This window comes from Bacillus sp. es.036 (assembly GCF_002563635.1).
In the GTDB taxonomy this organism is placed as follows: Bacteria; Bacillota; Bacilli; order Bacillales; family Guptibacillaceae; genus Guptibacillus.
Genome location: NZ_PDIZ01000003.1, coordinates 345,763 through 368,483 on the forward strand (window position 1 = coordinate 345,763; position 22,721 = coordinate 368,483).

General features: G+C 40.1%; 27 protein-coding genes. 16 read left to right on the forward strand and 11 right to left on the reverse strand.

The annotated features are described in order from the left end of the window. Nucleotides 1-7 precede the first annotated feature (7 nt). Nucleotides 8-1,408, forward strand: a complete 1,401-nt coding sequence (rlmD, locus tag ATG70_RS20485; RefSeq protein WP_373560796.1) for a 23S rRNA (uracil(1939)-C(5))-methyltransferase RlmD — start codon at nucleotides 8-10, stop codon at nucleotides 1,406-1,408. A 292-nt stretch (nucleotides 1,409-1,700) separates the two neighbouring features. Here the strand turns inward: rlmD and ATG70_RS22205 are convergent, their stop codons facing one another. The 5 genes from ATG70_RS22205 to ATG70_RS20505 form a co-directional block, all read right to left on the reverse strand. After that, complete coding sequence (locus ATG70_RS22205) at nucleotides 1,701-1,871, reverse strand: YfhD family protein (RefSeq protein ID WP_205689130.1); 171 nt, start codon at nucleotides 1,869-1,871, stop codon at nucleotides 1,701-1,703. 80 nt (nucleotides 1,872-1,951) lie between these two features. Continuing rightward, on the reverse strand, nucleotides 1,952-2,065 hold the full coding sequence (locus ATG70_RS20490; RefSeq protein ID WP_098446293.1) for a YfhE family protein: 114 nt from the start codon (nucleotides 2,063-2,065) through the stop codon (nucleotides 1,952-1,954). Nucleotides 2,066-2,195: 130 nt separating this feature from the next. Further along, nucleotides 2,196-2,750, reverse strand: a complete 555-nt coding sequence (locus ATG70_RS20495) for a GNAT family N-acetyltransferase (RefSeq protein WP_098446295.1) — start codon at nucleotides 2,748-2,750, stop codon at nucleotides 2,196-2,198. 280 nt (nucleotides 2,751-3,030) lie between these two features. Beyond that, nucleotides 3,031-4,146: an amidohydrolase gene (locus ATG70_RS20500; protein WP_098446296.1), complete on the reverse strand. Its 1,116-nt coding sequence runs from the start codon at nucleotides 4,144-4,146 to the stop codon at nucleotides 3,031-3,033. 179 nt (nucleotides 4,147-4,325) lie between these two features. Further along, nucleotides 4,326-5,228, reverse strand: a complete 903-nt coding sequence (locus ATG70_RS20505; protein WP_098446298.1) for a TIGR01777 family oxidoreductase — start codon at nucleotides 5,226-5,228, stop codon at nucleotides 4,326-4,328. A 133-nt stretch (nucleotides 5,229-5,361) separates the two neighbouring features. Between ATG70_RS20505 and recX the strand changes: the two genes are divergently transcribed. Beyond that, nucleotides 5,362-6,168 (forward strand): recombination regulator RecX, encoded by an 807-nt coding sequence (gene recX / locus ATG70_RS20510; protein ID WP_257147825.1) that lies wholly within the window; start codon nucleotides 5,362-5,364, stop codon nucleotides 6,166-6,168. Here recX and ATG70_RS20515 read toward each other — a convergent pair. Beyond that, complete coding sequence (locus ATG70_RS20515; protein WP_098446299.1) at nucleotides 6,155-6,826, reverse strand: SDR family NAD(P)-dependent oxidoreductase; 672 nt, start codon at nucleotides 6,824-6,826, stop codon at nucleotides 6,155-6,157. The genes recX and ATG70_RS20515 overlap by 14 nt on opposite strands. Before the next feature lie 95 nt (nucleotides 6,827-6,921). Between ATG70_RS20515 and ATG70_RS20520 the strand changes: the two genes are divergently transcribed. After that, a complete protein-coding gene (locus ATG70_RS20520) occupies nucleotides 6,922-7,242 on the forward strand; it encodes a YfhH family protein (protein ID WP_098446300.1) in 321 nt (106 codons plus the stop codon). Between the two features lie 17 nt (nucleotides 7,243-7,259). On the opposite strand, the gene ATG70_RS20525 is transcribed toward ATG70_RS20520, so the two are convergent. Continuing rightward, nucleotides 7,260-7,418, reverse strand: a complete 159-nt coding sequence (locus ATG70_RS20525; protein WP_098446301.1) for a YpzG family protein — start codon at nucleotides 7,416-7,418, stop codon at nucleotides 7,260-7,262. 25 nt (nucleotides 7,419-7,443) lie between these two features. Further along, the gene (gene sspK, locus ATG70_RS20530) at nucleotides 7,444-7,599 is read right to left on the reverse strand and encodes a small, acid-soluble spore protein K (RefSeq protein WP_098446303.1); all 156 of its coding nucleotides are present in this window, start codon (nucleotides 7,597-7,599) and stop codon (nucleotides 7,444-7,446) included. A gap of 128 nt (nucleotides 7,600-7,727) precedes the next feature. Here sspK and ATG70_RS20535 point away from each other — a divergent pair, with 128 nt between their 5' ends. Next, nucleotides 7,728-7,997 carry a YfhJ family protein gene (locus ATG70_RS20535; RefSeq protein WP_098446304.1) on the forward strand — a complete coding sequence of 90 codons (270 nt, stop codon included), beginning with the start codon at nucleotides 7,728-7,730 and terminating at the stop codon, nucleotides 7,995-7,997. 66 nt (nucleotides 7,998-8,063) lie between these two features. Here ATG70_RS20535 and ATG70_RS20540 read toward each other — a convergent pair whose 3' ends face one another. Beyond that, on the reverse strand, nucleotides 8,064-9,044 hold the full coding sequence (locus ATG70_RS20540) for a metal-dependent hydrolase (RefSeq protein WP_098446305.1): 981 nt from the start codon (nucleotides 9,042-9,044) through the stop codon (nucleotides 8,064-8,066). Nucleotides 9,045-9,270: 226 nt separating this feature from the next. Between ATG70_RS20540 and mutY the strand changes: the two genes are divergently transcribed. After that, a complete protein-coding gene (mutY, locus tag ATG70_RS20545; protein WP_098446306.1) occupies nucleotides 9,271-10,362 on the forward strand; it encodes an A/G-specific adenine glycosylase in 1,092 nt (363 codons plus the stop codon). Between the two features lie 2 nt (nucleotides 10,363-10,364). Further along, nucleotides 10,365-11,126, forward strand: coding sequence for an SDR family NAD(P)-dependent oxidoreductase (locus tag ATG70_RS20550; RefSeq protein WP_098446308.1), 762 nt, complete (start codon nucleotides 10,365-10,367; stop codon nucleotides 11,124-11,126). 49 nt (nucleotides 11,127-11,175) lie between these two features. Here the strand turns inward: ATG70_RS20550 and ATG70_RS20555 are convergent, their stop codons facing one another. After that, the gene (locus tag ATG70_RS20555; RefSeq protein ID WP_098446309.1) at nucleotides 11,176-11,367 is read right to left on the reverse strand and encodes a hypothetical protein; all 192 of its coding nucleotides are present in this window, start codon (nucleotides 11,365-11,367) and stop codon (nucleotides 11,176-11,178) included. 155 nt (nucleotides 11,368-11,522) lie between these two features. On the opposite strand from ATG70_RS20555, the gene ATG70_RS20560 reads away from it, so the two are divergent. The 10 genes from ATG70_RS20560 to nikC all read left to right on the forward strand — a co-directional run bounded on the left by ATG70_RS20560 (nucleotide 11,523) and on the right by nikC (nucleotide 21,431). After that, entirely contained in the window at nucleotides 11,523-11,855 is a 333-nt protein-coding gene (locus ATG70_RS20560; protein WP_098446310.1) for a gamma-type small acid-soluble spore protein, read from the forward strand. 117 nt (nucleotides 11,856-11,972) lie between these two features. After that, nucleotides 11,973-12,638: an SOS response-associated peptidase gene (locus ATG70_RS20565; RefSeq protein WP_098446312.1), complete on the forward strand. Its 666-nt coding sequence runs from the start codon at nucleotides 11,973-11,975 to the stop codon at nucleotides 12,636-12,638. Nucleotides 12,639-12,806: 168 nt separating this feature from the next. Further along, nucleotides 12,807-13,031 (forward strand): hypothetical protein, encoded by a 225-nt coding sequence (locus ATG70_RS20570; RefSeq protein WP_098446314.1) that lies wholly within the window; start codon nucleotides 12,807-12,809, stop codon nucleotides 13,029-13,031. A 207-nt stretch (nucleotides 13,032-13,238) separates the two neighbouring features. Next, nucleotides 13,239-13,766, forward strand: coding sequence for a nucleoside tri-diphosphate phosphatase (gene ntdP, locus ATG70_RS20575; RefSeq protein WP_048313631.1), 528 nt, complete (start codon nucleotides 13,239-13,241; stop codon nucleotides 13,764-13,766). A gap of 78 nt (nucleotides 13,767-13,844) precedes the next feature. Continuing rightward, complete coding sequence (locus tag ATG70_RS20580; protein WP_098446315.1) at nucleotides 13,845-15,584, forward strand: ABC transporter ATP-binding protein; 1,740 nt, start codon at nucleotides 13,845-13,847, stop codon at nucleotides 15,582-15,584. 188 nt (nucleotides 15,585-15,772) lie between these two features. Next, nucleotides 15,773-16,777 (forward strand): ABC transporter ATP-binding protein, encoded by a 1,005-nt coding sequence (locus ATG70_RS20585; protein ID WP_098446317.1) that lies wholly within the window; start codon nucleotides 15,773-15,775, stop codon nucleotides 16,775-16,777. Nucleotides 16,778-16,791: 14 nt separating this feature from the next. Next, nucleotides 16,792-17,772, forward strand: coding sequence for an ABC transporter ATP-binding protein (locus tag ATG70_RS20590; RefSeq protein ID WP_098446318.1), 981 nt, complete (start codon nucleotides 16,792-16,794; stop codon nucleotides 17,770-17,772). Between the two features lie 28 nt (nucleotides 17,773-17,800). Continuing rightward, nucleotides 17,801-19,414, forward strand: coding sequence for an ABC transporter substrate-binding protein (locus tag ATG70_RS20595; protein ID WP_098446320.1), 1,614 nt, complete (start codon nucleotides 17,801-17,803; stop codon nucleotides 19,412-19,414). Nucleotides 19,415-19,512: 98 nt separating this feature from the next. After that, entirely contained in the window at nucleotides 19,513-20,517 is a 1,005-nt protein-coding gene (locus tag ATG70_RS20600; RefSeq protein ID WP_098446321.1) for an ABC transporter permease, read from the forward strand. 14 nt (nucleotides 20,518-20,531) lie between these two features. Continuing rightward, nucleotides 20,532-21,431 carry a nickel transporter permease gene (gene nikC / locus ATG70_RS20605; protein ID WP_098446322.1) on the forward strand — a complete coding sequence of 300 codons (900 nt, stop codon included), beginning with the start codon at nucleotides 20,532-20,534 and terminating at the stop codon, nucleotides 21,429-21,431. Between the two features lie 25 nt (nucleotides 21,432-21,456). Here the strand turns inward: nikC and ATG70_RS20610 are convergent, their stop codons facing one another. Further along, on the reverse strand, nucleotides 21,457-22,539 hold the full coding sequence (locus ATG70_RS20610) for an FUSC family protein (RefSeq protein ID WP_098446323.1): 1,083 nt from the start codon (nucleotides 22,537-22,539) through the stop codon (nucleotides 21,457-21,459). Between the last annotated feature and the right edge of the window lie 182 nt (nucleotides 22,540-22,721).

Genomic DNA, 22,721 nt, shown 5'->3' on the forward strand with positions numbered 1-22,721 from the left:
AGAGATTTTGTTGGATAACAAAAAGGTGAAAGGGACAGGACTTACGAACGGTCAAACCATTCCTTTAACAATTAAGCGATTAGGCATAAACGGGGAAGGTGTAGGATTCTTTAAGAGAACGGTTGTTTTTGTACCAGGAGCACTGCCTGGGGAAGAAATTACAGCTGAAGTGACAAAAGTTTTCCCTAACCGAGCAGTAGCCAAAGTAAAACGGCTTCGTAAAAAGTCGAACGATCGTGTTACTCCTCCATGTCCTGTTTATGAAGAATGTGGTGGATGTCAGTTGCAACATATGAGTTATCAGGCTCAATTACGTGAGAAGCGTGATATCGTGATTCAGTCGTTTGAGCGGCATGCAAAATTAGGTGAAAACGATTTAACTATAAAACCCGTTATCGGAATGGAAGATCCATGGAATTATCGAAACAAGAGCCAGCTGCAGGTTAGAAAGCAAAAAGGAAAGGTCATTGCAGGGTTATACGGCGCGGGTTCTCATGAACTAGTTGAACTGACAAATTGCCTCGTTCAACATCCTGAAACAAATCGCGTTACACGTCAGGTTGTAAACATTCTACAAGATTTAAACATTTCAATTTATCATGAAAAGAAGCGAAATGGTCTTGTTCGGACCATTGTGACAAGAGTGGGGTTTGAAACCGGTCAAATTCAACTTGTTCTTGTTACTTCAGAAGAAACGATTCCTAGAAAAGAATTGTTAATGAAAGAAATTAAGAAAAGACTGCCAGAAGTTAGATCCGTTATTCAAAATGTAAATGGGAAACGAACTTCTCTAATATTTGGTGAGAAAACCCTTTTATTAGAAGGAGAAGAAGTGATTCAAGAGTCATTAGGTGATTTGAATTTCGAATTATCTGCTCGTGCTTTCTTCCAGCTTAATCCACTTCAAACCGTAAAACTATATGATGAAGTGAAAAATGCCGCTGATCTTACTGGTAACGAAAATGTTATTGATGCTTATTGTGGAGTGGGTACAATTGGTCTTTGGCTTGCTGAGGAAGCCAAAGAAGTAAGAGGAATGGATGTCATCAAAGAGTCAATTGATGATGCAAGGGAGAATGCTCGAAGACACGGGTATGAGTCAAAAATGACTTATGATGTTGGAAAAGCAGAAGAAGTTGTACCGAAATGGATAAAAGAAGGGTTTAAGCCAAATGTTATCGTGGTGGATCCACCTAGAACAGGTTGTGATGATACTTTATTAGCTACTATGGTGAAAGCTGAAGCAGATCGCATTGTTTATGTATCGTGTAATCCTTCTACTTTGGCCAAAGATGCCAGCTACTTGATGAAAAAAGGGTATAAGCTAGAGCAATTGCAACCAGTTGATATGTTCCCACAAACCTCTCATGTAGAAGTGGTATCGGTTTTCAAGAAAAAACAGCGCTAAAATCGTCAGTGGCGTCGTTTCGACTGAAAAGCGAAAGTAGTCATCAACAATTTCCACAGAGTTATGCACACGTTGAAGAGAGTTTACAAGCGTTACTAACAAATTTATCAACATTATCCACAAAAAATGTAGATTTTATCAACAGTTTTAGATGTTAATAAATTTTCCCGTTGTGGCGAGGATTATGAAATGTTGTCCACAATATTAACAGCATGTGGATAACATGTTGTTAACTTCAGAATTGCATTTTTGTTCTGAATTTGAAAAGGGACCGCACTGGTCCCTTTTTTTGTTATTTGTTTTTCTTGTTACGCTGATCTGCTGCTCGTGCTCTTTCTGCTGCTTTCGCATCAGCTGAATCGAATTCACTTGCGAATTCTACATCTTCGTTTTGTGCTGATGGAATTGGGTTTTTAGCCTGACGTTTTTGTTTACCTTCTGAATAATTTGGACGTTTTGCCATCTTAATCAGCTCCTGTAAATGTGTTTGGAGAGGTTCTCTCCACTCATTAGGATGGCTTTTTATCAGTTAATTATTCATATTTACTTATGACCAGCCCTGTCAGCGCGTTTAAATTCACGGCCAAAAAGTACATCTTGTGTTTTGGTTAACGTCATTTTCGATTCTTTGTTATCTCTACCTTTCCGTTTATCCACAATAATCCCTCTCTTCTTTAAGATGGTACTAGCATTGCCATCAAAAAAAGTTCTATGCACATGTGGACAAGGAGCGTTCGCAAACTATTCTAACCAAAGTGAAATGAAAAAAAGTTCCTTTGTAAGGAACTTATGCTTCCATTTGAACTTCAACAGACTCTAGTCCTTTACGCATTACATGAAGATGGTAGTTGTCGCGTTCGATTTCATATAAATGATATGACTTTTCTCCAGAATTGATTTTATGATAAACTTCTGGCCATTTGTCATTGGCTTTTTCAACATAAGGAATTTTTTCAGCTGCTTTTTGCGACCGCGTGTTTTCCTTGTTGATTCTCATAAAAATGGTTTTGATTTGCTTATCAAAAAACAACTCGTTGAAAAAGGCTTCTTTTGCAAGTTGATTGTACCCTTTACCGTGATAAGAGGTGCCGATCCAGGTGCCGAGAAATCCGGTTTCTTGTTCAATATCATATAAATTAATCGTACCGATTGGATTACCCCATTCATCTAGAATGGTTCGAGAAACAAGCTCCCCCTGTTCCTCAGCTTCAATGAGTTGTTTGGTTAAGAACAAATATTCATCGTAAGAGCTTGCTTTATGACGCACGAATGGGAAGACAGCTGGGTCAACCATCAAGTCAAATAGCACATGACATTCCGACAGGTCACGATGTTTAATCATGAGTTTCCCTCCTGTCGAGGGCAGACGAATCCCCACCCTCGAATAATAGTATGTTGAATTATTATTCGGGGTGGGAATCGAACCCACTAGGACCAGTCATTGCTGGTGGCGCACCAATTGCCTTCCCATATTCAGATATGAAGTTGTTAGTTCATTTTATTTTAATTACAAAAGTATCATACTCGATTTATTCAAAAAAAGATACTAGTTTTTCGCGTATTTTTCTCTGTAAAATGTAAACTTTTTGTAAGCCTCTACGTGACAGGAAAACCATAGTAATTTAGCGAATAATTTCCCCGTTAATCATGGTTAAAAGAGGGCGAGCATCATACTGAAAAGGATGGTTGGACCAGAGTACTAAGTCGGCATCTTTTCCGACTTCAATGCTGCCAATTCGATGGTCAACGCCAAGACTTTTTGCGGGATTAAGGGTAATGCCTTCAATGGCTTTTTCTTCACTTAATCCTTCTCTAACCGCAAGTGCAGCACAAATGTTTAAGTATTGGATTGGAACGTACGGATGATCTGTTGTAATCGACACTTCAATCCCATGACTATTTAAGATTCCATAAGTAGCCCATGTTTTATTTTTAAGTTCGATTTTAGAGCGTCTTGTCATTGATGGTCCTACTGTTACTTTCATGTTTTGTCCGCTAAGTTCATCGGCAATAAGATGTCCTTCTGTACAGTGCTCAATTCTGAGATCGAGATTAAATTCCCTGGCAAAGCGAACGGCTGTTAAGATATCATCAGCTCGATGAGCGTGTATTCTAACAGGGATTTCACGATTGAGCGCCGCAATAATAGGTGCTATACGCGGATGCTCTTTTTGATTTGAGCGACTTGCATCATAGAATGCTTCACGCAGTAATCCCATAATGCCCATTCGGGTAATTGAGTCATTATTTGATTGACTATGCACTCGTTTGGGATTTTCGCCTAAGGCAATTTTAAGTCCAGCTATTTCTCTTACAATCATTTTCTCTACATTTTTTCCATGTGTTTTCAAAACAGTAGTTAAGCCGCCAATAATATTGGCACTCCCTGGCATAACTTGAACGGAGGTAACCCCAAAGGCAATGGCATCTTTAAAGCCAACGTCCAATGGATTAACACCATCAAGCGCTCTCACATGGGGCGTTAGAGCTTCTACCGTTTCATTGGCATCATTTCCAGCCCAACCAGTCCCTTCATCATATAGCCCCAAATGTGTATGAGCATCAATGAACCCAGGAAAAAGATGATATCCCTTCCCGTCAATAACTGTCATTGTAGGTTCCTCAGGTATAGATGGGGATATTTGATGAATAAGACCGTCTTTTACGAGAACATCAGCACAGGGTAGTAATGGGGAAGCAACCGGATAGACGCGAGCTTGCTTAAATAAAATTGTCATCTTATTCACCTATTATCTATTAGTTTTAATGTTTGACATAGCCGTTATTAGGTTTTTATATAGTATAGCCATTATCGTGAAAGGTTGCTATATAATCGAGTGTAGACAGCGAAGAATTATTTTAATCGGCTTTAAGAGCATTTCTAAGTCTTAGTAAGTTAGAAAAAAACCTGCTGATATTATACCAGCAGGTTCTCGAGAGCATCTTTTAATTTAATATAGCGGAAAGGGTAGCCGAGTTCTTTCGCTTTATGTGGTAGAACACATTGACCTTTTAACACAATTCCGCTCTTTTCTCCTAAAGCAGCCTGCACTGGCGCTTCTGGAACAGGCATCCAGTGTGGTCGATTCAGTACTTCACCGACCGTTTTACCAAAATCATTCATTCTTTTTGGTTCAGGTGCCGTAACGTTTAATGGTCCTTGAACTGATTCGTGATCGACGGCAAATCTGATCATTCCAACAACGTCCATGATATGTACCCAGGAATACCATTGACGTCCGTCTCCAAGTTTTCCACCCATAAATAATTTATATGGGAGTACCATTAATGGAAGTGCACCTTCTTCGCCAAGAATAACGCCAAAACGAGCAAGAACTGTTCTTACACCATGGTTTTGTGCTTTCATTGCTTCATCTTCCCATTTTCTTGAAACATCAGCTAGAAAATCTGAGCCGGGCTCTGTATCATTTTCCGTAAATGATTGATCAAGAGAGGAGCCATAAAAGCCAATCGCCGAAGCGTTTACAAGTACGCGAGGTTTTTGGTCAAGTTTCTCTATGATTGAAGTGATCTCTCTAGTTGCTGAGATACGACTATCGAGAATACGTTGTTTCCGCTCTTCCGTCCATCGTCCACTATTGATCGACTCGCCGGCTAAATTAATAAAAGCATGAATATTTGGCAGTTCTTTTTCTGGCTCAGCGTCGTCCTGCAACCATTTCACATATGTAACACCTTTTTTAACAGGTTTGTTTGCAGGATTACGTGTTAGGATATACACAGAATGCCCATCATTAACAAATGACTCAGTTAGAGCGCTTCCGACAAAACCTGTTCCTCCGGTGATCGCAATGTTCATATTATTTTCCTCCTAAGCGTGCGCGATGTACTTCTAATACTTCTTTACCCATAATCATAATCCTTTAATCAAATGCTCAAACTTCATGGCTAATTTCAGAAAGTGCTACAATGGAACTGGAGGTGAGTGCATCGTGAAGGTTACACGAATAACGACTCAGAAAAATAATAATGAGCGTTTTTCAATATTTATTGATAAAGGATCTGGTGAAGAGTTCGGTTTCGGAGTGGATCAAGATGTTTTGATTAGCTTTGATCTCCGAAAAGGTGTTGAATTAAGTGACGAAATGCTTGAAGGCATTCAGTTTGAGGACCAGATAAAAAAAGGCATGAATTACGCTTTGAATTATCTATCTTACCGGATGCGCTCAGAAAAAGAAGTGAAAGAATACCTTCTAAAAAAAGAGGTACCAGAAGAAGCATTTCCTAAGATAATTGAAAAGCTTAAACGCTATGGCTATATAAATGATCTTGAGTTCGCCATTGCATTTGTAAGAACCAAGATAAATGCGGGTGGAAAAGGACCGTATGTACTTGCACAAGAACTTAACCAAAAAGGGGTTACGAAACCAATGATTGATCAATCACTTGAAGAATACTCTTATGAACAGCAGCTTGAGATTGCTAAAAATTTAGCTGAAAAGAAAGCGTCAAAGCTTAAGAAGTCATCAGCAACGGAGCAAAAACAGAAAGTGAACCAGGAGCTGAGAGCGAAAGGATTCGACCGAGATATTATTCAAGAAGTGATGGAGCAAATCAATTTAGATAAAGGCGATAACGAAGAATGGGAAGCCCTCGTTATGCAAGCTCAAAAAGCCGAACGTCGCTACAGTAAGCTAGGACGTAGAGAATTTGATCAAAAGATGAAGCAGTTTTTGTATCGTAAAGGATTCCCATTTCCATTAATTAATAAGTACCTTGAAGAATTTAACGATCAATAAAAATTTCTTTCTGCCCCTTATCTTCCTCAATGATTTGTTTTGCTTTCTCTAAAGCAGATTTTAATCTAGTGGGATCAGATATATGGTTCGAATGAGACCAGAAAGGCGTATTCATTCCACCCATATAGACCGCCGTAGCGCTTACACCAGTGCCTTCAAGTTCTTTCCACAGGCTCTCTGTAAATCCTCTCACAGCGTATTTCGAGGCCACATAAACAGATTCATGTTTCTTTCCTTTCAAGCCTGCCGTCGAGATGATATTCATAATGCGACCTTTCCTTTCTTTTAAAATCGGCAGAAAGGCTTGGGTCGTGAAAATCGTCCCTTTTACATTTGTATCTATGACATGATGAATGTCTGAAATCGTCATCTCTTCTAACGAACCGAATGTCCCTATTCCGGCATTATTCACAAGAAGATCAATGCTAAGGTCATCTTCTTTCAGTTTCTTTGTCAAATGTGCTAGATCATCAGGGTTTGTTATGTCGCATTGGTAGCTCAGACATGTCGCGTTTTCTTTCTCGATATGGTGACAGATAGAGGTAAGTTTTTCTTTTGTTCTTCCTACTAATACCATACGATGTCCTTCTTTTGCCCAGCGCTTTGCAAGTTCAGCGCCTAGGCCAGACCCAGCACCTGTAATTAAGATGGTTTTCATAGTAATTCACTCCTTGATGTAAGCGTAGCATATTTTTGTCAGGAAGCAGAAAATAAACTATAATTGGGAGAAGAATAGAGTAGTGGAGGTTAAGAATGGAAAAGCGTTTCAGTGAAATGAGTGAGCAGGAATTACGAAGTGAAATTGCACTTCTTAGTGAAAAAGCACGTCGAGCTGAGCAGATGGGAATGGTGAATGAATTTGCTGTTCATGAACGCAGAATAGCCCTTGCAAAATCCTATTTAATTAACCCTGAGAACTTTGCTCCAGGTGAGAAGTATGAAATAGATGGCGACCCAGGTTCAACATTTACAATCGACTATATGAACGGAACGTTTGCCTGGGGATATCGTGAGGGAAATAAGGAAATAGAAGCATTTCCTATCTCGATGCTCATTAAAAAAGAGCAGCAGTAATGCTGCTCTCTTCATTTCTAAGATCGTTTTCGCGTTTGCACTTGAAGAACGATATCGTTATACGTTTGCTTTGATTGTCCATTTACCTGATTGTGCGCGTGTTTTGGGTTTGCGGTTGGAGATTGGAATGGATCCTCATATTTCGGGTGAAGCCGATTTCGGTTATTTTTACCCATAGCTGCTGCCTCCTATATGAGAAAATTATCCCTGGCGGTTGCCTGTACGATTAGATGCGCTCATGCGCTCCTGTGGATGAGTGTTAATCGATCCGTCAGCTCGTTTCGATGCATATTCTTCTTTTGCGCGTGGTTCTCCAGAAAACTTTGCATCTGGAAAACCGGTTTTTTTGTTTCTCATTTTTGTGCGCCCCTTTCCAATATCGTGTTGTGAAGCAGGCACACAATTAGTATGCGAATCAGAACGTTATGTTATGTGTGATTTATTAATTTCTACATTGAAAGTACAACATGAAAGGAGCATGCCTCATGGAAGATCTATTTCAAAGGCTTACTCATAACCTTCTTGAGAAAAACGACCATCTTTCTTACGGACAGGCAAGAACAATGGTGGAATTACTGTGGGAGGATTTTGAATCATCAAGAGCGAAGGCTGGAAGAGAGTATAAAGGTCAAGATGTAACTGAAAAAATCGTGAAACAGTGGATTGATTATTATGGTCCAGTTCTTCATGACTTTATGATGAGTAATCCAAAATACAAAGGTTATTTTGGAGACGATAGAAGCATAAAGCACTAAATAGAAACCGGCTGGACAATTGTCCAGCCGGTTTCTATATAATCCTTCAACGAGTCACTTAGCAGATCAGTCGACAGCAGGATCCAATTTTTTTCTAAGCGTGTCTTCACTGTATACCCAACCTGTATAGGAGCTAGTGATTTCAAGCTGATCTTCCATCTGTACAACGGCAACAAAAGGATAGTGACCTTTATTGCGATAGCGAAGATCGATAAATCGCACCTCGTATCCCACTTCTTTTTCTTCAATTTCCCATCGATATACGGGTGAAAAAGAGAGGAAAGCACTTAAGTTCGGGTCTTCTTTTGCAGATTCGAGTACAGGCGTTTTCGGAACTGGCACACGTTCAAATTCATCTTGAACGTGTATGGTCGTTCCCTCAGCACGGGCGACATAGAACTGTGTTTCGGATTTAACTGCAATGTGCCATCTACTCCAACGAATTGTAGGTGAGACAATAACTTCCACAGCATCAGGAATTCGTTCTCTGACAGCACGAATCACTTTTTTCTGTTCTGAAATCCTCCATAAATAATAGAGAATGAGAACGCCGTATATCGTTAAAAAGGTGAAACCAGGATTTGCACCAATATACCATAGAATCAGACCTGCAATATGGCTGAGGAAAATAAATGGGTCAAAGATATTTATGACGCCAAGTGCGACCCATCTATTGGAAAATGGTCGAATGGCCTGTGTTCCATAAGCATTGAAAATATCGACAAACACATGAATGAAGACGGCAAGAAATGTCCATAACCAGAGATGAAGCCAGTTTGTTTCTGGATAAAAAAGCATAATACCACTACTAATAATAATGGGCCAGAGAAGAACGGCAGGAATCGAGTGGGTAATCCCTCTGTGATGGCGTATATAGACAGCGTTATTTTTTAATTTTAATACTGTATCAAAGTCTGGGGCCTGCGATCCGATTAGCGCCCCAATTAGAACGCTTTGTGCGGTAATAGGGTCCTGCGCAATAGCTGGATCTAAAGTTGCGAGAGCTCCAATCCCCAGTCCCATGACCACATGTGTCCCAGTATCCATAGGGTAAGATCCTCCTTGTAAAGCAAATCGATTAAGTTGCCAATATCGCATGAAGTTTAGCGTTCTCTCTTTAGTTATACCCAATTAAAACAAATGTGAAAAGTTAAAAGGTGAATGATAAGGTATGATGAGTTATTATATGTGTTAGATGAAGGTGGAGGAAGTTAAAAGTGAGTTTTAATCGTTCTTTAATACCATTTACTATATCATATCGGAGAGTTGATGCATGACAAAGAAAGTGACAGACCTTTTACATTTATTTGACGAACAAAAATTCCAACAAGATCTTATTACTTGGTTTAAAAAAGAACAGCGGACGCTTCCTTGGCGTGAAAGTAAGGACCCTTATCGGGTGTGGGTGTCTGAAATAATGCTACAACAAACAAGGGTCGATACGGTCATCCCTTATTACGAGCGGTTTATGAGCCTTTTTCCTACAGTCGATGCACTTGCAGAAGCTGAAGAAGCAGACGTATTAAAGGCATGGGAAGGACTTGGGTATTATTCAAGAGCACGAAATCTCCAGAGTGCTGTTCGCGAAGTTGCAGAGTCCTATAACGGAATCGTACCCAATCAACCAAAGCAAATTTCTGCTCTGAAGGGTGTAGGTCCTTATACAGCAGGTGCAATTCTAAGTATTGCATACGACATACCTGAACCTGCAGTTGATGGAAACGTCATGCGTGTACTATCAAGAATTATTGGAATATGGGAAGATATCGCAAAACCTTCAGCTCGTAAGACGTTCGAAGAAATAACACGACGAATTATTTCAAATGAGGACCCATCATCATTTAATCAAGGAATGATGGAGCTAGGGGCAATCGTGTGTACCCCACGGTCTCCTTCCTGTCTCTTATGTCCGGTACAGGAGCATTGTAGAGCTTTTGCGGAAGGATCACAAGAAGAGCTACCGATTAAATCTAAGAAAAAAGCCCCGCGCCCTGTCCCAATAGCGGTAGTAGCACTTGAAGATAATTCAGGAAAATTTCTTGTTAGGCAGCGACCGGAAACAGGCCTTCTAGCAAGCTTATGGGAATTTCCAAACGTTGAACTGAGTGAAGGATCAAAAGAGGATCAGCTTCAAAATCATATATGGGAAGAATATCAAATCGATATTGAAATTGAGAAAGAGTTAGCTAATTTTAATCATATTTTTAGTCATCTAAAGTGGCAATTAACCGTGTATAAAGGATCGTATGATGGTGAAATTTCTCCTAAGGACTTTAAAATGGTAGAGAAAAAGGACTTGAAGAACTTCGCTTTTCCTGTTGCTCATCAAAAAATCACACAAATGGTTCTAGAAGGAGAGGAATAATTGTGGAGTTGAATTTAGAAAATAAACGCGTTTTAATTACAGGTGGTTCAAAAGGCATTGGCAAATCGATTGCGAAGGCATTTTATGAAGAAGGTGCAAAGGTAGGTATTTGTGGAAGGAATCGCGAGGATCTTGAGATGGCGAAAGATGAAATTGGCCCGAACCTTGCTTTATTCGAAGCGGATGTAACAGATGAAAGAAAACGTGTACAGCTATTGGATTCATTTATAATGGAGTTTGGTTCTATTGATATCCTCATAAATAATGCTGGAGGAAGCAGTGGAGGAGCTATTATGGAAACAAACCTCTCTGAATTTCATAAGGCGATGGATCTGAATTTCTATTCAGCGGTTCACCTCAGTCAACTATCAGCAGAAAAAATGAAGGAGCTGGGTGAAGGGGTGATTGTCAATATCTCTTCGATCTTTGGTCGGGAATCTGGCGGCAAGCCAACTTACAATCACTCAAAAGCAGCCATGATTAGCTTTACAAAAGCAATGGGTGATGAATTAATTCAAGATGGTGTGCGGGTAAATGGCGTAGCACCAGGGGCGATTCTTCATCCTTCAGGAAATTGGCAAAAGCGCAAGGAAGAAAATCCAGAAAAAATTGCTCAGTTTGTAGAAAAAGAAATTCCAGGTGGGAGATTTGGTACACCTGAGGAAGTAGCAAATGCCGTCGTTTTTCTAGCTTCTGACAAAGCCTCCTGGATCGTCGGTGCCACTATCACGGTAGATGGTGGCCAATCAAAATCGAATTTTTAACGATGTTAAAAGCCCTCCGTGAATATCCGGAGGGCTTTTGTTTATCATTTTAATCAGGCATAAAGGCAGACAATCCACCACGTTGTTCAATTTCTTTCATGATTTCTCTATGAATTGCCAGGCCCTCACTGTTTAAATAAGGTGCAATTTGCTGCAAACTGTGGTGAAAAAAAGAAAGCTCCTGGTCAGCCCAATCCTTTTTCGCCATCATGGATAGCTCAGTCATATCTCGATGATCCATTTGAGATCCTCCTTTTCGATTATATTTTGCTACAGAAATGTATGTAGTATGAAGGGAAGTTTTGAGAAACCAAGAGAGGATTTTTTATTTTTTGAAATAGCATACATAAGAATCTCTGATCTGGATATTCTATTGTTTGTGGGAGGTGATAAGCCATGGCAAAGAAACCAGGACAAACTCAAGCTGGTACAAGTATTCAACACGTAAAACAGCAGAATCAACAAGCTTCTGCAGGACAAGCAGGTCAGCAACAATACGGTGCTGAATTTGCAAGTGAAACGGATGCTCAAGAAGTGAAAGCACGCAATGCGAAGTCTGCTCAAAACAAGCAGCAAGCATCTGCAGGACAAGCAGGACAAGCAGGTCAGCAACAATACGGTGCTGAATTTGCAAGCGAAACGGATGCTCAGCAAGTGAAAGCTCGTAACGCAAAGTCTGCTCAAAATAAGCAGCAAGCATCTGCGAAGAACAACCAGCAGCAACAATAAGAGAACTTCCCATGCAGGGCTGACTTAGTCAGCCCTGTTTTTCTTTCAAATGATTAAAGGGCGATAGGGATTTGAACGAAAACATCGAAACACTTACTAGAAGGAAGGAGGCTTCATATGTGTGGACGCTTTTCCTTAACAACAGAACTCGACGCTCTACTAGAACGGTTTCAAATTGAACAGACAACTATTGAAGGCTATGAGCCAAGGTTTAACATCGCGCCATCTCAACAAATTCCAGCCGTTATTCGAGCAGGCCATGGTAATCGAATGGGAACATTAAGGTGGGGGTTAATTCCTTTTTGGGCAAATGATGCTTCGATGGCATCCAAATTGATTAATGCAAGGAGTGAAACGGCAGATAAAAAGGCAAGTTTTAAGCACGCACTTAAAAAGCAGAGATGCCTGATCTTATCCGATGGCTTCTATGAATGGAAACAAACGGAGAATAGGAAAGTACCAATGCGAATTCAAGTAAGAAAAGGTGAGCCGTTTGCAATGGCTGGATTATGGGAAAAATGGGATGATGGTAAGCGAACACACTATACGTGTACCATTTTGACGACTGAAGCAAATGATCTAATGGAAGAAATACATAATCGAATGCCTGTCATTTTAACAAAGGTAACGGAAAAAATTTGGCTTGATTCTTCTGTGAATGATGTAGCCGAATTAAATCAGTGCATGAAGCCTTTTGCATCTTCCGAGATGAATGCGTACGAAGTTTCCACAATTGTCAATTCACCTAAAAATGAAAAGCCTGAATGTATCATACCTATTTAAGCTGCTTCCCGTTACAGGGTGAAAGAGCTCAAGATTTTTGTTTTTGACAAAACCTCCTACTTCTCTACAGAACTTTCCAAAGGTTTTTCATCTCACATATGGAATTTGTTTGCTGAAGATGTTTCGTATATGTGAGTTAACACGTTTAGTTTGAAAGGAGAAGGTTAGATGACCGAGTTTGATGAGCTTATTCAACAACAGCTCAAGCTTGCCGATCAGATGATTCATACCAGGGAAGAAATACAGAAGTTAGAGGAGACGTTATGTGGGTCGGATGAAGCGATGAAAACGATTATTGTAGAAAAAAAAGAACGGCTGTTGCATTTGGAAGAAGAGTTTGAACGACTGATTGAGAATGTCATCTCTACCTTTGAAAATACACCAATTTATTAATAGCAATTAAGGTGCCATTCAATTCGAATGGCGCTTTTATTTTAATTTTATTTTGTTAAGCGTTATAATGGAGAAGAATATAGATGAGATGTAAGAAATTTGATGATAGCCATGTATTGAACGGTAAGAAAGAATGGATACTGTGAGTCTGCCAATATGCAAGAGGCATTCATCGTTTTCCGGAATTTCTTAGGAAAGGAGAAGGAGATGAGTTTCCCTACGACCGGGACGAGAATTCAAATTCAAAGTTACAAACATCGCGGTACACTTCATCGTACTTGGGAAGAAAGCATCGTACTGAAAGGTACCTCAAAAGAAATCATTGGGGGTAACGACCGTATTCTCGTGACAGAAGCTGATGGAAGACAATGGCGTACGCGTGAACCTGCGATTTGCTATTTTAGTGCGAACCACTGGTTTAATGTCATTGGAATGATTCGGACGGATGGACTTTATTACTATTGTAATTTAGGTACACCATTTACGTATGACGAAGAGGCGTTAAAATATATTGATTATGATCTTGATATTAAGATCTACCCTGATATGACCTTTAAACTTCTTGATGAAGATGAGTATGAAGCACACCGCGAAGAGATGAATTATCCCGAAGCCATTGACCGCATTATACAACAAAATGTAAAAGAGCTGATGAACTGGATTCATCAGCGTAAAGGACCATTTGCTCCAGGTTTTGTGGATCAGTGGTATGAACAATTTCTACAATATAGGTAAGAAAAACCTGTTGAATGTTTTTCAACAGGTTTTTGCATGATATTAAAAAGCACGTGAATAGCTAAAGGATGATGCCATCTGGGTAGTATAAAAAGATATATGACTTTCGTCAGGCCATATAAAAAACAAATTGGGATTACAATTGGAATCGGAATAGTAAAGTTTGGAATTCCTCTTCTTCTGCCATTGATTTTAAAGTATGTCATTGATGATATTATCAATGCAGAAATGCCAGCTGGGGATAAATATGAGCAACTTCTTTGGTTGATGGGAGGAGCTTTCTTTCTATTCGTGGTTGTCAGACCACCGGTAGAATACTTCCGTCAGTATTACGCTCAATGGATTGGAAGTAAGATTCTTTATGATATAAGAGATAAATTATTTTCTCATATTCAACAATTAAGTTTGAAGTTCTACTCTAATAACAAAGCAGGCGAAATCATTTCAAGAGTAATAAATGATGTGGAACAGACAAAAACATTTGTGATTACTGGGATGATGAATGTTTGGCTTGATCTCATTACGATCGTCATCATTATCGGTATATTATCGTTTATGAATGTCTGGCTTACGCTTGCAGCAATTGTTCTTCTTCCTCTGTATGGACTTTCAGTTAAGTTTTTCTATAAGCGACTTCGGGACTTAACGAAGGACCGCTCACAAGCACTTGCAGAAGTTCAAGGTCACCTTCATGAACGAGTTCAAGGGATGTCAGTGATTAGAAGTTTTGCCCTGGAAGATTATGAACAAGATCAATTTAACAAAAGAAATACGAATTTCTTAGAACGAGCACTTGATCATACAAGGTGGAATGCCAAAACGTTCGCTGTGGTTAATACAATTACGGATGTAGCGCCTCTTATTGTTATTGCCTTCTCTGCGTACCTTGTAATTTCAGGAGGACTTCAAATTGGTGAGATGGTAGCCTTTGTAACTTATATGGATCGCCTATATAGTCCACTTAGACGATTGGTAAACTCATCTACAACCCTAACGCAATCCATTGCTTCAATGGATCGAGTTTTTGAATTTGTTGATGAGAAATACGATATTGTGGATAGAGAAGATGCTCGAAAGTTGAGTAACGTTCGAGGAAATATACAGTTTGAAGATGTTTATTTTAAATATAATGAAAATGATCTTCCTGTTCTAAAAGGAATTGATCTAGATGTAAGGGCCGGGGAAACCATTGCTCTCGTTGGTATGAGCGGAGGTGGGAAATCGTCTCTCGTTAGTTTGATTCCTCGTTTCTACGAGGTAACGGGTGGGCGAATTCTTATCGATGGCACGGATATTCGGGATTACGAAGCAAGAAGTCTTCGTGACAATATCGGAATGGTTTTACAGGATAATATCTTGTTTAGTGAATCGGTTCGAATGAATATTATGATGGGAAATCCGAATGCTTCTGAAGAAGATGTCATACGTGCAGCAAAAGCAGCGAATGCGCATGAGTTTATCAACAGTCTTCCGGAAGGTTACGATACGCCCGTTGGTGAACGCGGTGTGAAATTATCCGGAGGACAAAAGCAAAGGATTGCCATCGCGCGTGTCTTTCTCAAAAATCCTCCTATCCTCATTTTGGATGAAGCGACATCAGCTCTTGATCTTGAGAGTGAACATCTTATTCAGGAGGCGCTCGAAATACTTGCAAAAGATCGAACAACTTTCATCGTAGCGCACCGTCTTGCAACAGTGACGCATGCTGATCGAATTGTTGTCGTTGAAAATGGACAAATTTCTGAGAGTGGAAACCATCAAGAATTGATGAAACAAAAAGGGTCATACCATAATCTGTTCCAAGTACAAAATTTATAACGATTCATCAAAAAGCATCTATTTTAGATGCTTTTTTTGTTTAATTATGCACATTATCGCGTAAAAGCGACAAAGAAAGACAGAAAATTACCTCAATATACGTTGCCAATTGGTTAAATTAATGTAATAATGATAAACAGATTTTAGTTAAATTAAAAAATTCAGAATTTATAGAAAGGGGTGAGGGTGTGGAACAACCAGTATTAAAAGTTAGCGGGTTAGAAACTCACTTTTTTACAGATGATGGAGAAATTCCGGCAGTCGATTCTGTTGATTTTTATGTCAATAAAGGAGAGGTGCTTGGGATTGTAGGGGAGTCCGGATCTGGGAAAAGTGTTACCTCATTATCCATTATGCAGCTCATTCAGGCCCCTGGTAAGGTAGTTGGTGGCGAAATTACATACAAAGGCGAAAATCTTATCGCTAAATCTGAGAAAGAGATGAGGAAGATAAGAGGGAATGAAATTGGCATGATTTTTCAGGAGCCGATGACATCGCTGAATCCAGTCTTCCGAATAGGAAATCAGCTGATCGAAGGAATTCGAATACATAAGAAATGGAATAAGAAAAAAGCCTGGGAGCATGCTGTATCAATTCTTAAGTTAGTGGGATTACCAAGAGCTGAAGAGCTAATGAATGAATATCCTCACCAATTATCTGGTGGAATGCGTCAGCGCGTTATGATCGCAATGGCAATGGCATGTGAACCAGAAGTTCTTATCGCGGATGAGCCAACAACTGCTCTCGATGTGACCATTCAAGCTCAGATTCTTGAGTTGATGAAAAAGTTGAATAAAGAAACAAACACATCGATTATTATGATTACGCATGATCTCGGCGTAGTGGCAGAGATCTGTGATCGGATTGCTGTCATGTATTCTGGAAAAATCGTTGAACAAGGGAAAACACAGGATATATTTCAGCATCCTAAGCATCCCTATACGATTGGTTTAATCGAATCAGTGCCTGACGTTCGAGTTCGAAAAGATAGGCTGTATTCAATACCTGGAAATGTTCCAAAACCAGGTTCTATTCATAAGGGATGTCACTTTGCACCGCGTTGTAATTTCGCTTTTGATAAATGTTATGAAGAGAATCCAATGCTTTTAGATGCAGGACCGGCACAACAGGCAAGATGCTGGCTTCATGAAGATGCCGAGAAAGCATCTGTATTAGAGAGAGTGAAAAGCTAAAGGGGGCACCTATTTTGCAAGAAGCACTACTTGAAGTTAAACAGCTCAAGAAACATTTTCCCATTCAGGGAGGCGTACTTAAGCAGCAGGTAGGAACAGTAAAAGCCGTTGATGGTGTGACCTTTACATTACATAAAGGAGAAACTTTTGGACTGGTTGGAGAAAGTGGATGTGGAAAGTCTACAACTGGACGGATGTTAATGAGACTGCTTGAACCAAGTGAAGGGGAAGTTCTCTTTGATGGAAAAGAAATGACCAGTTTAAACAAAAAGGATCTCCGTCATCTTAGAAAAGATATACAGATGGTATTTCAGGATCCTTTTGCATCGCTGAATCCGAGACATACAGTTGAGAAAATTATCGAAGAACCTCTTATCGTTCATCAGCTTGGGAATAAAGCAGAGCGTAAAAAAAGGGTAAGAGAACTTCTTGAAATTGTTGGTCTAAGTGCATACCACGCCAAACGTTATCCTCACCAATTCAGTGGTGGACAACGTCAAAGAATTGGTATAGCAAGGGCACTTGCGGTTAATCCGAAGTTAATCATTGCGGATGAACCTGTATCAGCACTTGATGTTTCGATCCAAGCTCAAGTATTAAATCTTTTAGAAGATCTTCAGAAAGAGCTTGGACTAACATATTTGTTTATCGCTCATGATTTAGGAGTTGTTCGTCATATTAGCGATCGTGTCGGAGTGATGTACCTTGGGCGCATAGTTGAAATGGCAGATAGTGAAAAGCTCTATTTGGATTCAAAACATCCGTATACACAGGCTCTTCTTTCAGCGGTGCCGGTTCCAGATCCTGAATATGGGAAAGACAGAATTATTCTTACTGGAGATGTGCCAAGTCCATCGAATCCGCCATCAGGGTGTCCTTTTCACACAAGATGTCCTAAGGCGATGGACGTGTGCAGCTCCGTTGTTCCCGAATTCAGGGAGATAGAACCTGGGCACCATACAGCGTGTCATCTGTATGAAGAAGACCATGTATAAATCACAAACATGACTAAGGGGGAAGAACATGAAGAAAACCATTTTTTTATTACTATTTGTATTGCTACTTTCGATTGGTCTAGCCGGTTGCGGTGGATCAAACGAAACGAATGGCAACGGCGGGGGTGACTCCGGAGACGGAGGTGAAGAAGCAGGTGGAACATTGATCTTTGGCCGTGGCGGTGACTCCGTATCACTTGATCCAGCATCTGTAACAGACGGGGAATCATTTAAAGTAACAAAGAATATTTTTGATACGCTTCTTGATTATGGTGACGATAACACAGATGTGCAAGAAGCCCTTGCGACAGATTGGGAAGTTTCTGACGATGGCAAGACATATATATTCACTCTTCGTGAAGGTGTAAAGTTCCATGACGGTACTGACTTTAACGCAGACGCTGTAGTTTACAATTTCGAACGTTGGATGAATGGGAATGAAGAAGCATTTTATTACTATAAGTCCATGTTTGGTGGATTTAAAGGGGACGAAGGACATGTGATTGAAAGTGTAACAGCGAAAGACGATTACACTGTTGAATTCCAATTGAAGCGTCCACAAGCACCATTCTTGAAAAACATCGCGATGTCTCCATTTGCGATTGCTAGTCCAGATGCACTTGAAAAGCAAGGCGATAAGTTTGGTGAAAATCCTGTAGGTACTGGTCCATTTGTATTTGATCAGTGGAACAGAAATGACAAAATCGTTCTAAATAAAAACGAAGAGTACTGGATGGATGGTTATCCAAAACTGGATAGTGTTATTTTTAGAGCGATTCCGGATAACTCTGCACGATTGAATGCACTAATGGCTGGTGAAATCGATTTGATGGACGGTCTTAACCCTTCTGATGTTCAGCAGGTAGAAGACAATGGCGATCTTCAAACTTTCTTCCGTCCTTCTATGAACGTTGGATACGTTGGATTGACGACAAATCGTGGACCATTAAAAGATAAGCTTGTACGTCAGGCGCTGAACCACGCTGTGGACAAGCAAGCGCTTATCGATTCTTTCTATGCTGGACAAGCTGAACCAGCGAAAAACCCAATGCCTCCGGTAATCGGTGGATATAACGATGATATTGAAGGTTATGAATATGATCTTGATAAAGCGAAGGAACTTCTAAAAGAAGCTGGCTATGAAGATGGATTTGAAATGGAGCTTTGGGCAATGCCTGTTCCACGTCCATATATGCCAGATGGTCAAAAAGTAGCAGAAGTTCTTCAGAAAAGCTTCGCTGAAATTGGCGTAGATGCTGAAATCAAATCATACGAGTGGGCAACGTATCTTGAAAAAGCTCGTAATGGTGAAGCAGATAGCTTCTTGTTAGGTTGGACTGGCGATAACGGTGACGCTGATAACTTCCTATACGTACTCCTTGATCAGGATAACATTGGAAGCAACAACTATACGTACTATGAAAACCAGGAGCTTCATGATCTTCTAATCGAAGCACAGTCAACTCCAGATGAAGAAGAGCGTAATAAGCTTTATAAAGAAGCACAAGAAATCATCCATGAAGATGCACCGTGGATTCCTCTTGTACACTCCAAGCCAGCACTTGGCGGCTCTAGTACAATTAAAGGTTTCTCACCGCATCCAACTGGATCTGACAAGCTAACAAAAGTAACGCTTCAATAGGAAATAAGGAAGGGGAGTGATGCACTCCCCTTTTATTCTTCATAACGTTACATACATATTATGACGACAAGATTTATACAGATGGAAGAGGTGAGTAGATGCTTGCTTATACAGTTAGACGACTGCTGATGCTCATCCCGGTGTTGTTTGGGATGACACTCATTGTATTCTTTATGATTCGAGCCATTCCCGGAGATCCAGCTCAGGTCATTCTAGGACAACAGGCAACAGAGGAAGCAATAAAAAGTTTAACAAAACAGCTTGGTCTTGATCAGCCGTGGTATTTGCAGTATATCGATTATATTAAAAACTTATTTACAGGAGATTTAGGTACTTCTCTTCGGACGAGTTCAGATATTAGTGGAGAAATTTGGCCATATCTTGCTGCTACTCTTGAACTGTCGCTTGTTGCGATGGTGATTGCGATTTTTATCGGTGTAAATGCAGGGATCATTAGTGCTTGGTTCCAAAACTCATGGTTTGATTACACGGCTATGGTATTAGCGCTAGTTGGTGTATCCATGCCTGTTTTCTGGCTTGGGTTGATGGAACAGTGGGCTTTCTCTCTTGAACTCGGATGGCTTCCATCAACGGGTCGTGAAAATGTGAGAAACCCTGTAGATGCGATTACTCACCTTTATCTTATTGATACCTTACTTCAGGGTAGAATGGATCAATTTGTTGAAGTGATTAAGCATTTGATTCTACCTGGGATTGCTCTTGGTACGATTCCAATGGCTATTATTGCACGAATGACACGCTCAAGCATGCTTGAAGTTATGCGCTCTGATTTTGTTCGAACAGCGCGTGCAAAAGGAACAAAAATGTTTTGGGTTGTCTATAAACACTCTTTAAAAAATGCATTTATTCCCGTTCTAACCGTTATTGGACTGCAAATGGGCTTGCTTCTTGGGGGAGCGATTCTTACTGAGACGATCTTTGGTTGGCCAGGAATTGGTCGATATATTTACGACGCGATTAATTTTAGAGATTATCCTGTTATTCAATCCGGGATTTTAATCGTTGCGGTAATATTCGTTTTTATTAACTTAATTGTCGATCTGCTGTACGCTGCAATTGATCCTCGAATCAAATACAACTAAAGGGGGCTTCTAAGATGGCTGAAATTGCTCCGCAAAAAAAAGTGAATGTTCAAAAGCAACCAGATGAAGAAGTATTATCGCCATGGCGTGAAGCCTGGAAAGGATTCAGGAGAAATAAGCTAGCGATGGTCGGCATGGGGATTGTACTTTTTTTCATTCTTCTAGCGATCTTTGCAGGGGTCATCGCTCCTGAAGGGATTAACGAACAAAAATTAGGTGAACGACTTCAATCGCCCTCAGCCAGTCATTGGTTTGGAACCGATGATTTCGGTCGTGATATTTTATCACGCATTATTTATGGGGCGCGAATTTCTTTATGGGTTGGTTTCTTTGCCGTACTCGGTTCAGCAGCGGTAGGGAGTTTACTAGGTATGGTAGCGGGATACTACGGTAAGTTAGTTGATACAATTATTTCACGTATCTTTGATATCATGCTTGCCTTTCCAAGTATCCTTCTTGCGATTGCAGTTGTGGCAGTTTTAGGACCATCATTAAGAAATGCGCTGATCGCGATTGCCATTATTAATATTCCAAACTTTGGACGGCTTGTTCGTTCTAGAGTGTTAAGTGTGAAACAGGAAGAGTATGTGATGGCGGCGAGGGCTGTTGGAATGAAAGACTCTAGAATCATTTTTCATCACGTATTACCGAATTCCCTCGCACCAATTATTGTGCAAGGAACGCTTGCGATAGCGACTGCTATTCTAGAAGCGGCTGCGCTTAGTTTTCTAGGTCTCGGTGCACAGGCGCCACAACCTGAGTGGGGGAAGATGCTAGCAGACTCCCGTTCATACATTATCCAGGCTCCGTGGACGGTGTTTTTTCCAGGACTTGCGATTATGCTAACAGTTCTTGGATTTAACCTACTAGGTGACGGTCTCCGTGATGCGTTGGATCCTAAAATGAAGAAATAAAAAATCAGCCGATTCGGCTGATTTTTTATTTGGCATGAAGCTCTTGTATGTCGACTTCATTTTCTTCTTGGTGATACGAATGGAAGCTATCGACTAGCAGATCAAGGTGTTCAAGATGGTCGTTGTAATCAATAATCATACCGATTAAAGGAAAGATTGTCATCCAAAGTTCGCGGTTACATTCACCACTTTCGTATAAATCAACATAGCGTTCGGTTAAAGTAGATTCACCGGATCCAACTGTGTTTAACATTTCTTCAGGAGACTGATGCCTCACTTTGCCGATATATTTTAAATGGATACGTTCGTGATAATTTGTCAGCTCATCAAGGTGAGTCTGAATCATCTTTCTTACCTCATCGGGCATGATCAAAATCTTGACATCAAGTTGATCAAGCATTTTTAGAATAGCGAGTGATTTTTCTGTTGTAGCGATCATCTGTCTGAATAGAACGAGCTTACGAGCTTTTACAAAATCTCTTCTTTTGAAATAGGTTCGCTCTTCCTTATAAAGAAGAAAGTACTGATCACTTTTCACTGTGTCTTCTTTTAACTTAATCAAGTTTTCTTTAAGGACTTTGTGTTCCGCGTCATTCCTCGTAGCAAGTCGAATCCATTGTGAGATATATTCTGTGTTGCTTACGATTTTATGAAACAATTTCGTTTCATACTTCGGTGGGAGGAAAATCAAATTCACAAAGAAAGAACTGACGACCCCTACCATAATGACGAGAAATCGATTCGTGGCAAAAGTGATAAATTCCTCTTGTGGCGCGTTCATAATTAATATCACTGTTACAACAGCAAGTGGAATTGTACTTTCAATATTTAATTTAATATTAATGGCGATAATTATAATAGCGCCTAGGCCAATGACAATGGGCTGATTTCCGAAAAGAAGAACAAGCACAACGGCTAGCAGGGCTCCAATAATGTTTGATTGAAATTGATCGATAATCGTTTGATACGATCTGTAGATGGATGGTTGGATCGCAAACAATGCAGCTACACCAGCGAAAGTAGGTGGCTCTAATCCAAGCCATGTTGCTAAATATAAGGCGATGGTAATCGCAAGCCCTGTTTTAAAAATACGGGCACCAAACTTCATTCTGTTATTATCCTTTCATTACATACTATTAATATAGAGAGTAACCTCTATTTCCTCTTTTAAACATATGAGACGTTCTAGTTATACATCGGAATGATACGGATAGCAAGGCTTATTTCAAATAATACCAAAGATAGTAGAAAAGACAGAATGAAGTTGCTTCATTCTGTCTTTATCAATTT

Excerpts from the sequence above, each read along its gene's own strand:
- ATG70_RS22205 (WP_205689130.1), bottom strand. The coding sequence starts at position 1,871 with ATGGCAAAACGTCCAAATTATTCAGAAGGTAAACAAAAACGTCAGGCT.
- ATG70_RS20495 (WP_098446295.1), bottom strand. The coding sequence starts at position 2,750 with ATGATTAAACATCGTGACCTGTCGGAATGTCATGTGCTATTTGACTTG.
- ATG70_RS20500 (WP_098446296.1), bottom strand. The coding sequence starts at position 4,146 with ATGACAATTTTATTTAAGCAAGCTCGCGTCTATCCGGTTGCTTCCCCA.
- ATG70_RS20505 (WP_098446298.1), bottom strand. The coding sequence starts at position 5,228 with ATGAACATTGCGATCACCGGAGGAACAGGTTTTGTCGGAAGCGCTCTA.
- ATG70_RS20515 (WP_098446299.1), bottom strand. The coding sequence starts at position 6,826 with ATGAAAACCATCTTAATTACAGGTGCTGGGTCTGGCCTAGGCGCTGAA.
- ATG70_RS20520 (WP_098446300.1), top strand. The coding sequence starts at position 6,922 with ATGGAAAAGCGTTTCAGTGAAATGAGTGAGCAGGAATTACGAAGTGAA.
- ATG70_RS20525 (WP_098446301.1), bottom strand. The coding sequence starts at position 7,418 with ATGGGTAAAAATAACCGAAATCGGCTTCACCCGAAATATGAGGATCCA.
- sspK (WP_098446303.1), bottom strand. The coding sequence starts at position 7,599 with ATGAGAAACAAAAAAACCGGTTTTCCAGATGCAAAGTTTTCTGGAGAA.
- ATG70_RS20535 (WP_098446304.1), top strand. The coding sequence starts at position 7,728 with ATGGAAGATCTATTTCAAAGGCTTACTCATAACCTTCTTGAGAAAAAC.
- ATG70_RS20540 (WP_098446305.1), bottom strand. The coding sequence starts at position 9,044 with ATGGATACTGGGACACATGTGGTCATGGGACTGGGGATTGGAGCTCTC.
- mutY (WP_098446306.1), top strand. The coding sequence starts at position 9,271 with ATGACAAAGAAAGTGACAGACCTTTTACATTTATTTGACGAACAAAAA.
- ATG70_RS20555 (WP_098446309.1), bottom strand. The coding sequence starts at position 11,367 with ATGGATCATCGAGATATGACTGAGCTATCCATGATGGCGAAAAAGGAT.
- ATG70_RS20560 (WP_098446310.1), top strand. The coding sequence starts at position 11,523 with ATGGCAAAGAAACCAGGACAAACTCAAGCTGGTACAAGTATTCAACAC.
- ATG70_RS20565 (WP_098446312.1), top strand. The coding sequence starts at position 11,973 with ATGTGTGGACGCTTTTCCTTAACAACAGAACTCGACGCTCTACTAGAA.
- ATG70_RS20570 (WP_098446314.1), top strand. The coding sequence starts at position 12,807 with ATGACCGAGTTTGATGAGCTTATTCAACAACAGCTCAAGCTTGCCGAT.
- ntdP (WP_048313631.1), top strand. The coding sequence starts at position 13,239 with ATGAGTTTCCCTACGACCGGGACGAGAATTCAAATTCAAAGTTACAAA.
- ATG70_RS20595 (WP_098446320.1), top strand. The coding sequence starts at position 17,801 with ATGAAGAAAACCATTTTTTTATTACTATTTGTATTGCTACTTTCGATT.
- ATG70_RS20600 (WP_098446321.1), top strand. The coding sequence starts at position 19,513 with ATGCTTGCTTATACAGTTAGACGACTGCTGATGCTCATCCCGGTGTTG.
- nikC (WP_098446322.1), top strand. The coding sequence starts at position 20,532 with ATGGCTGAAATTGCTCCGCAAAAAAAAGTGAATGTTCAAAAGCAACCA.
- ATG70_RS20610 (WP_098446323.1), bottom strand. The coding sequence starts at position 22,539 with ATGAAGTTTGGTGCCCGTATTTTTAAAACAGGGCTTGCGATTACCATC.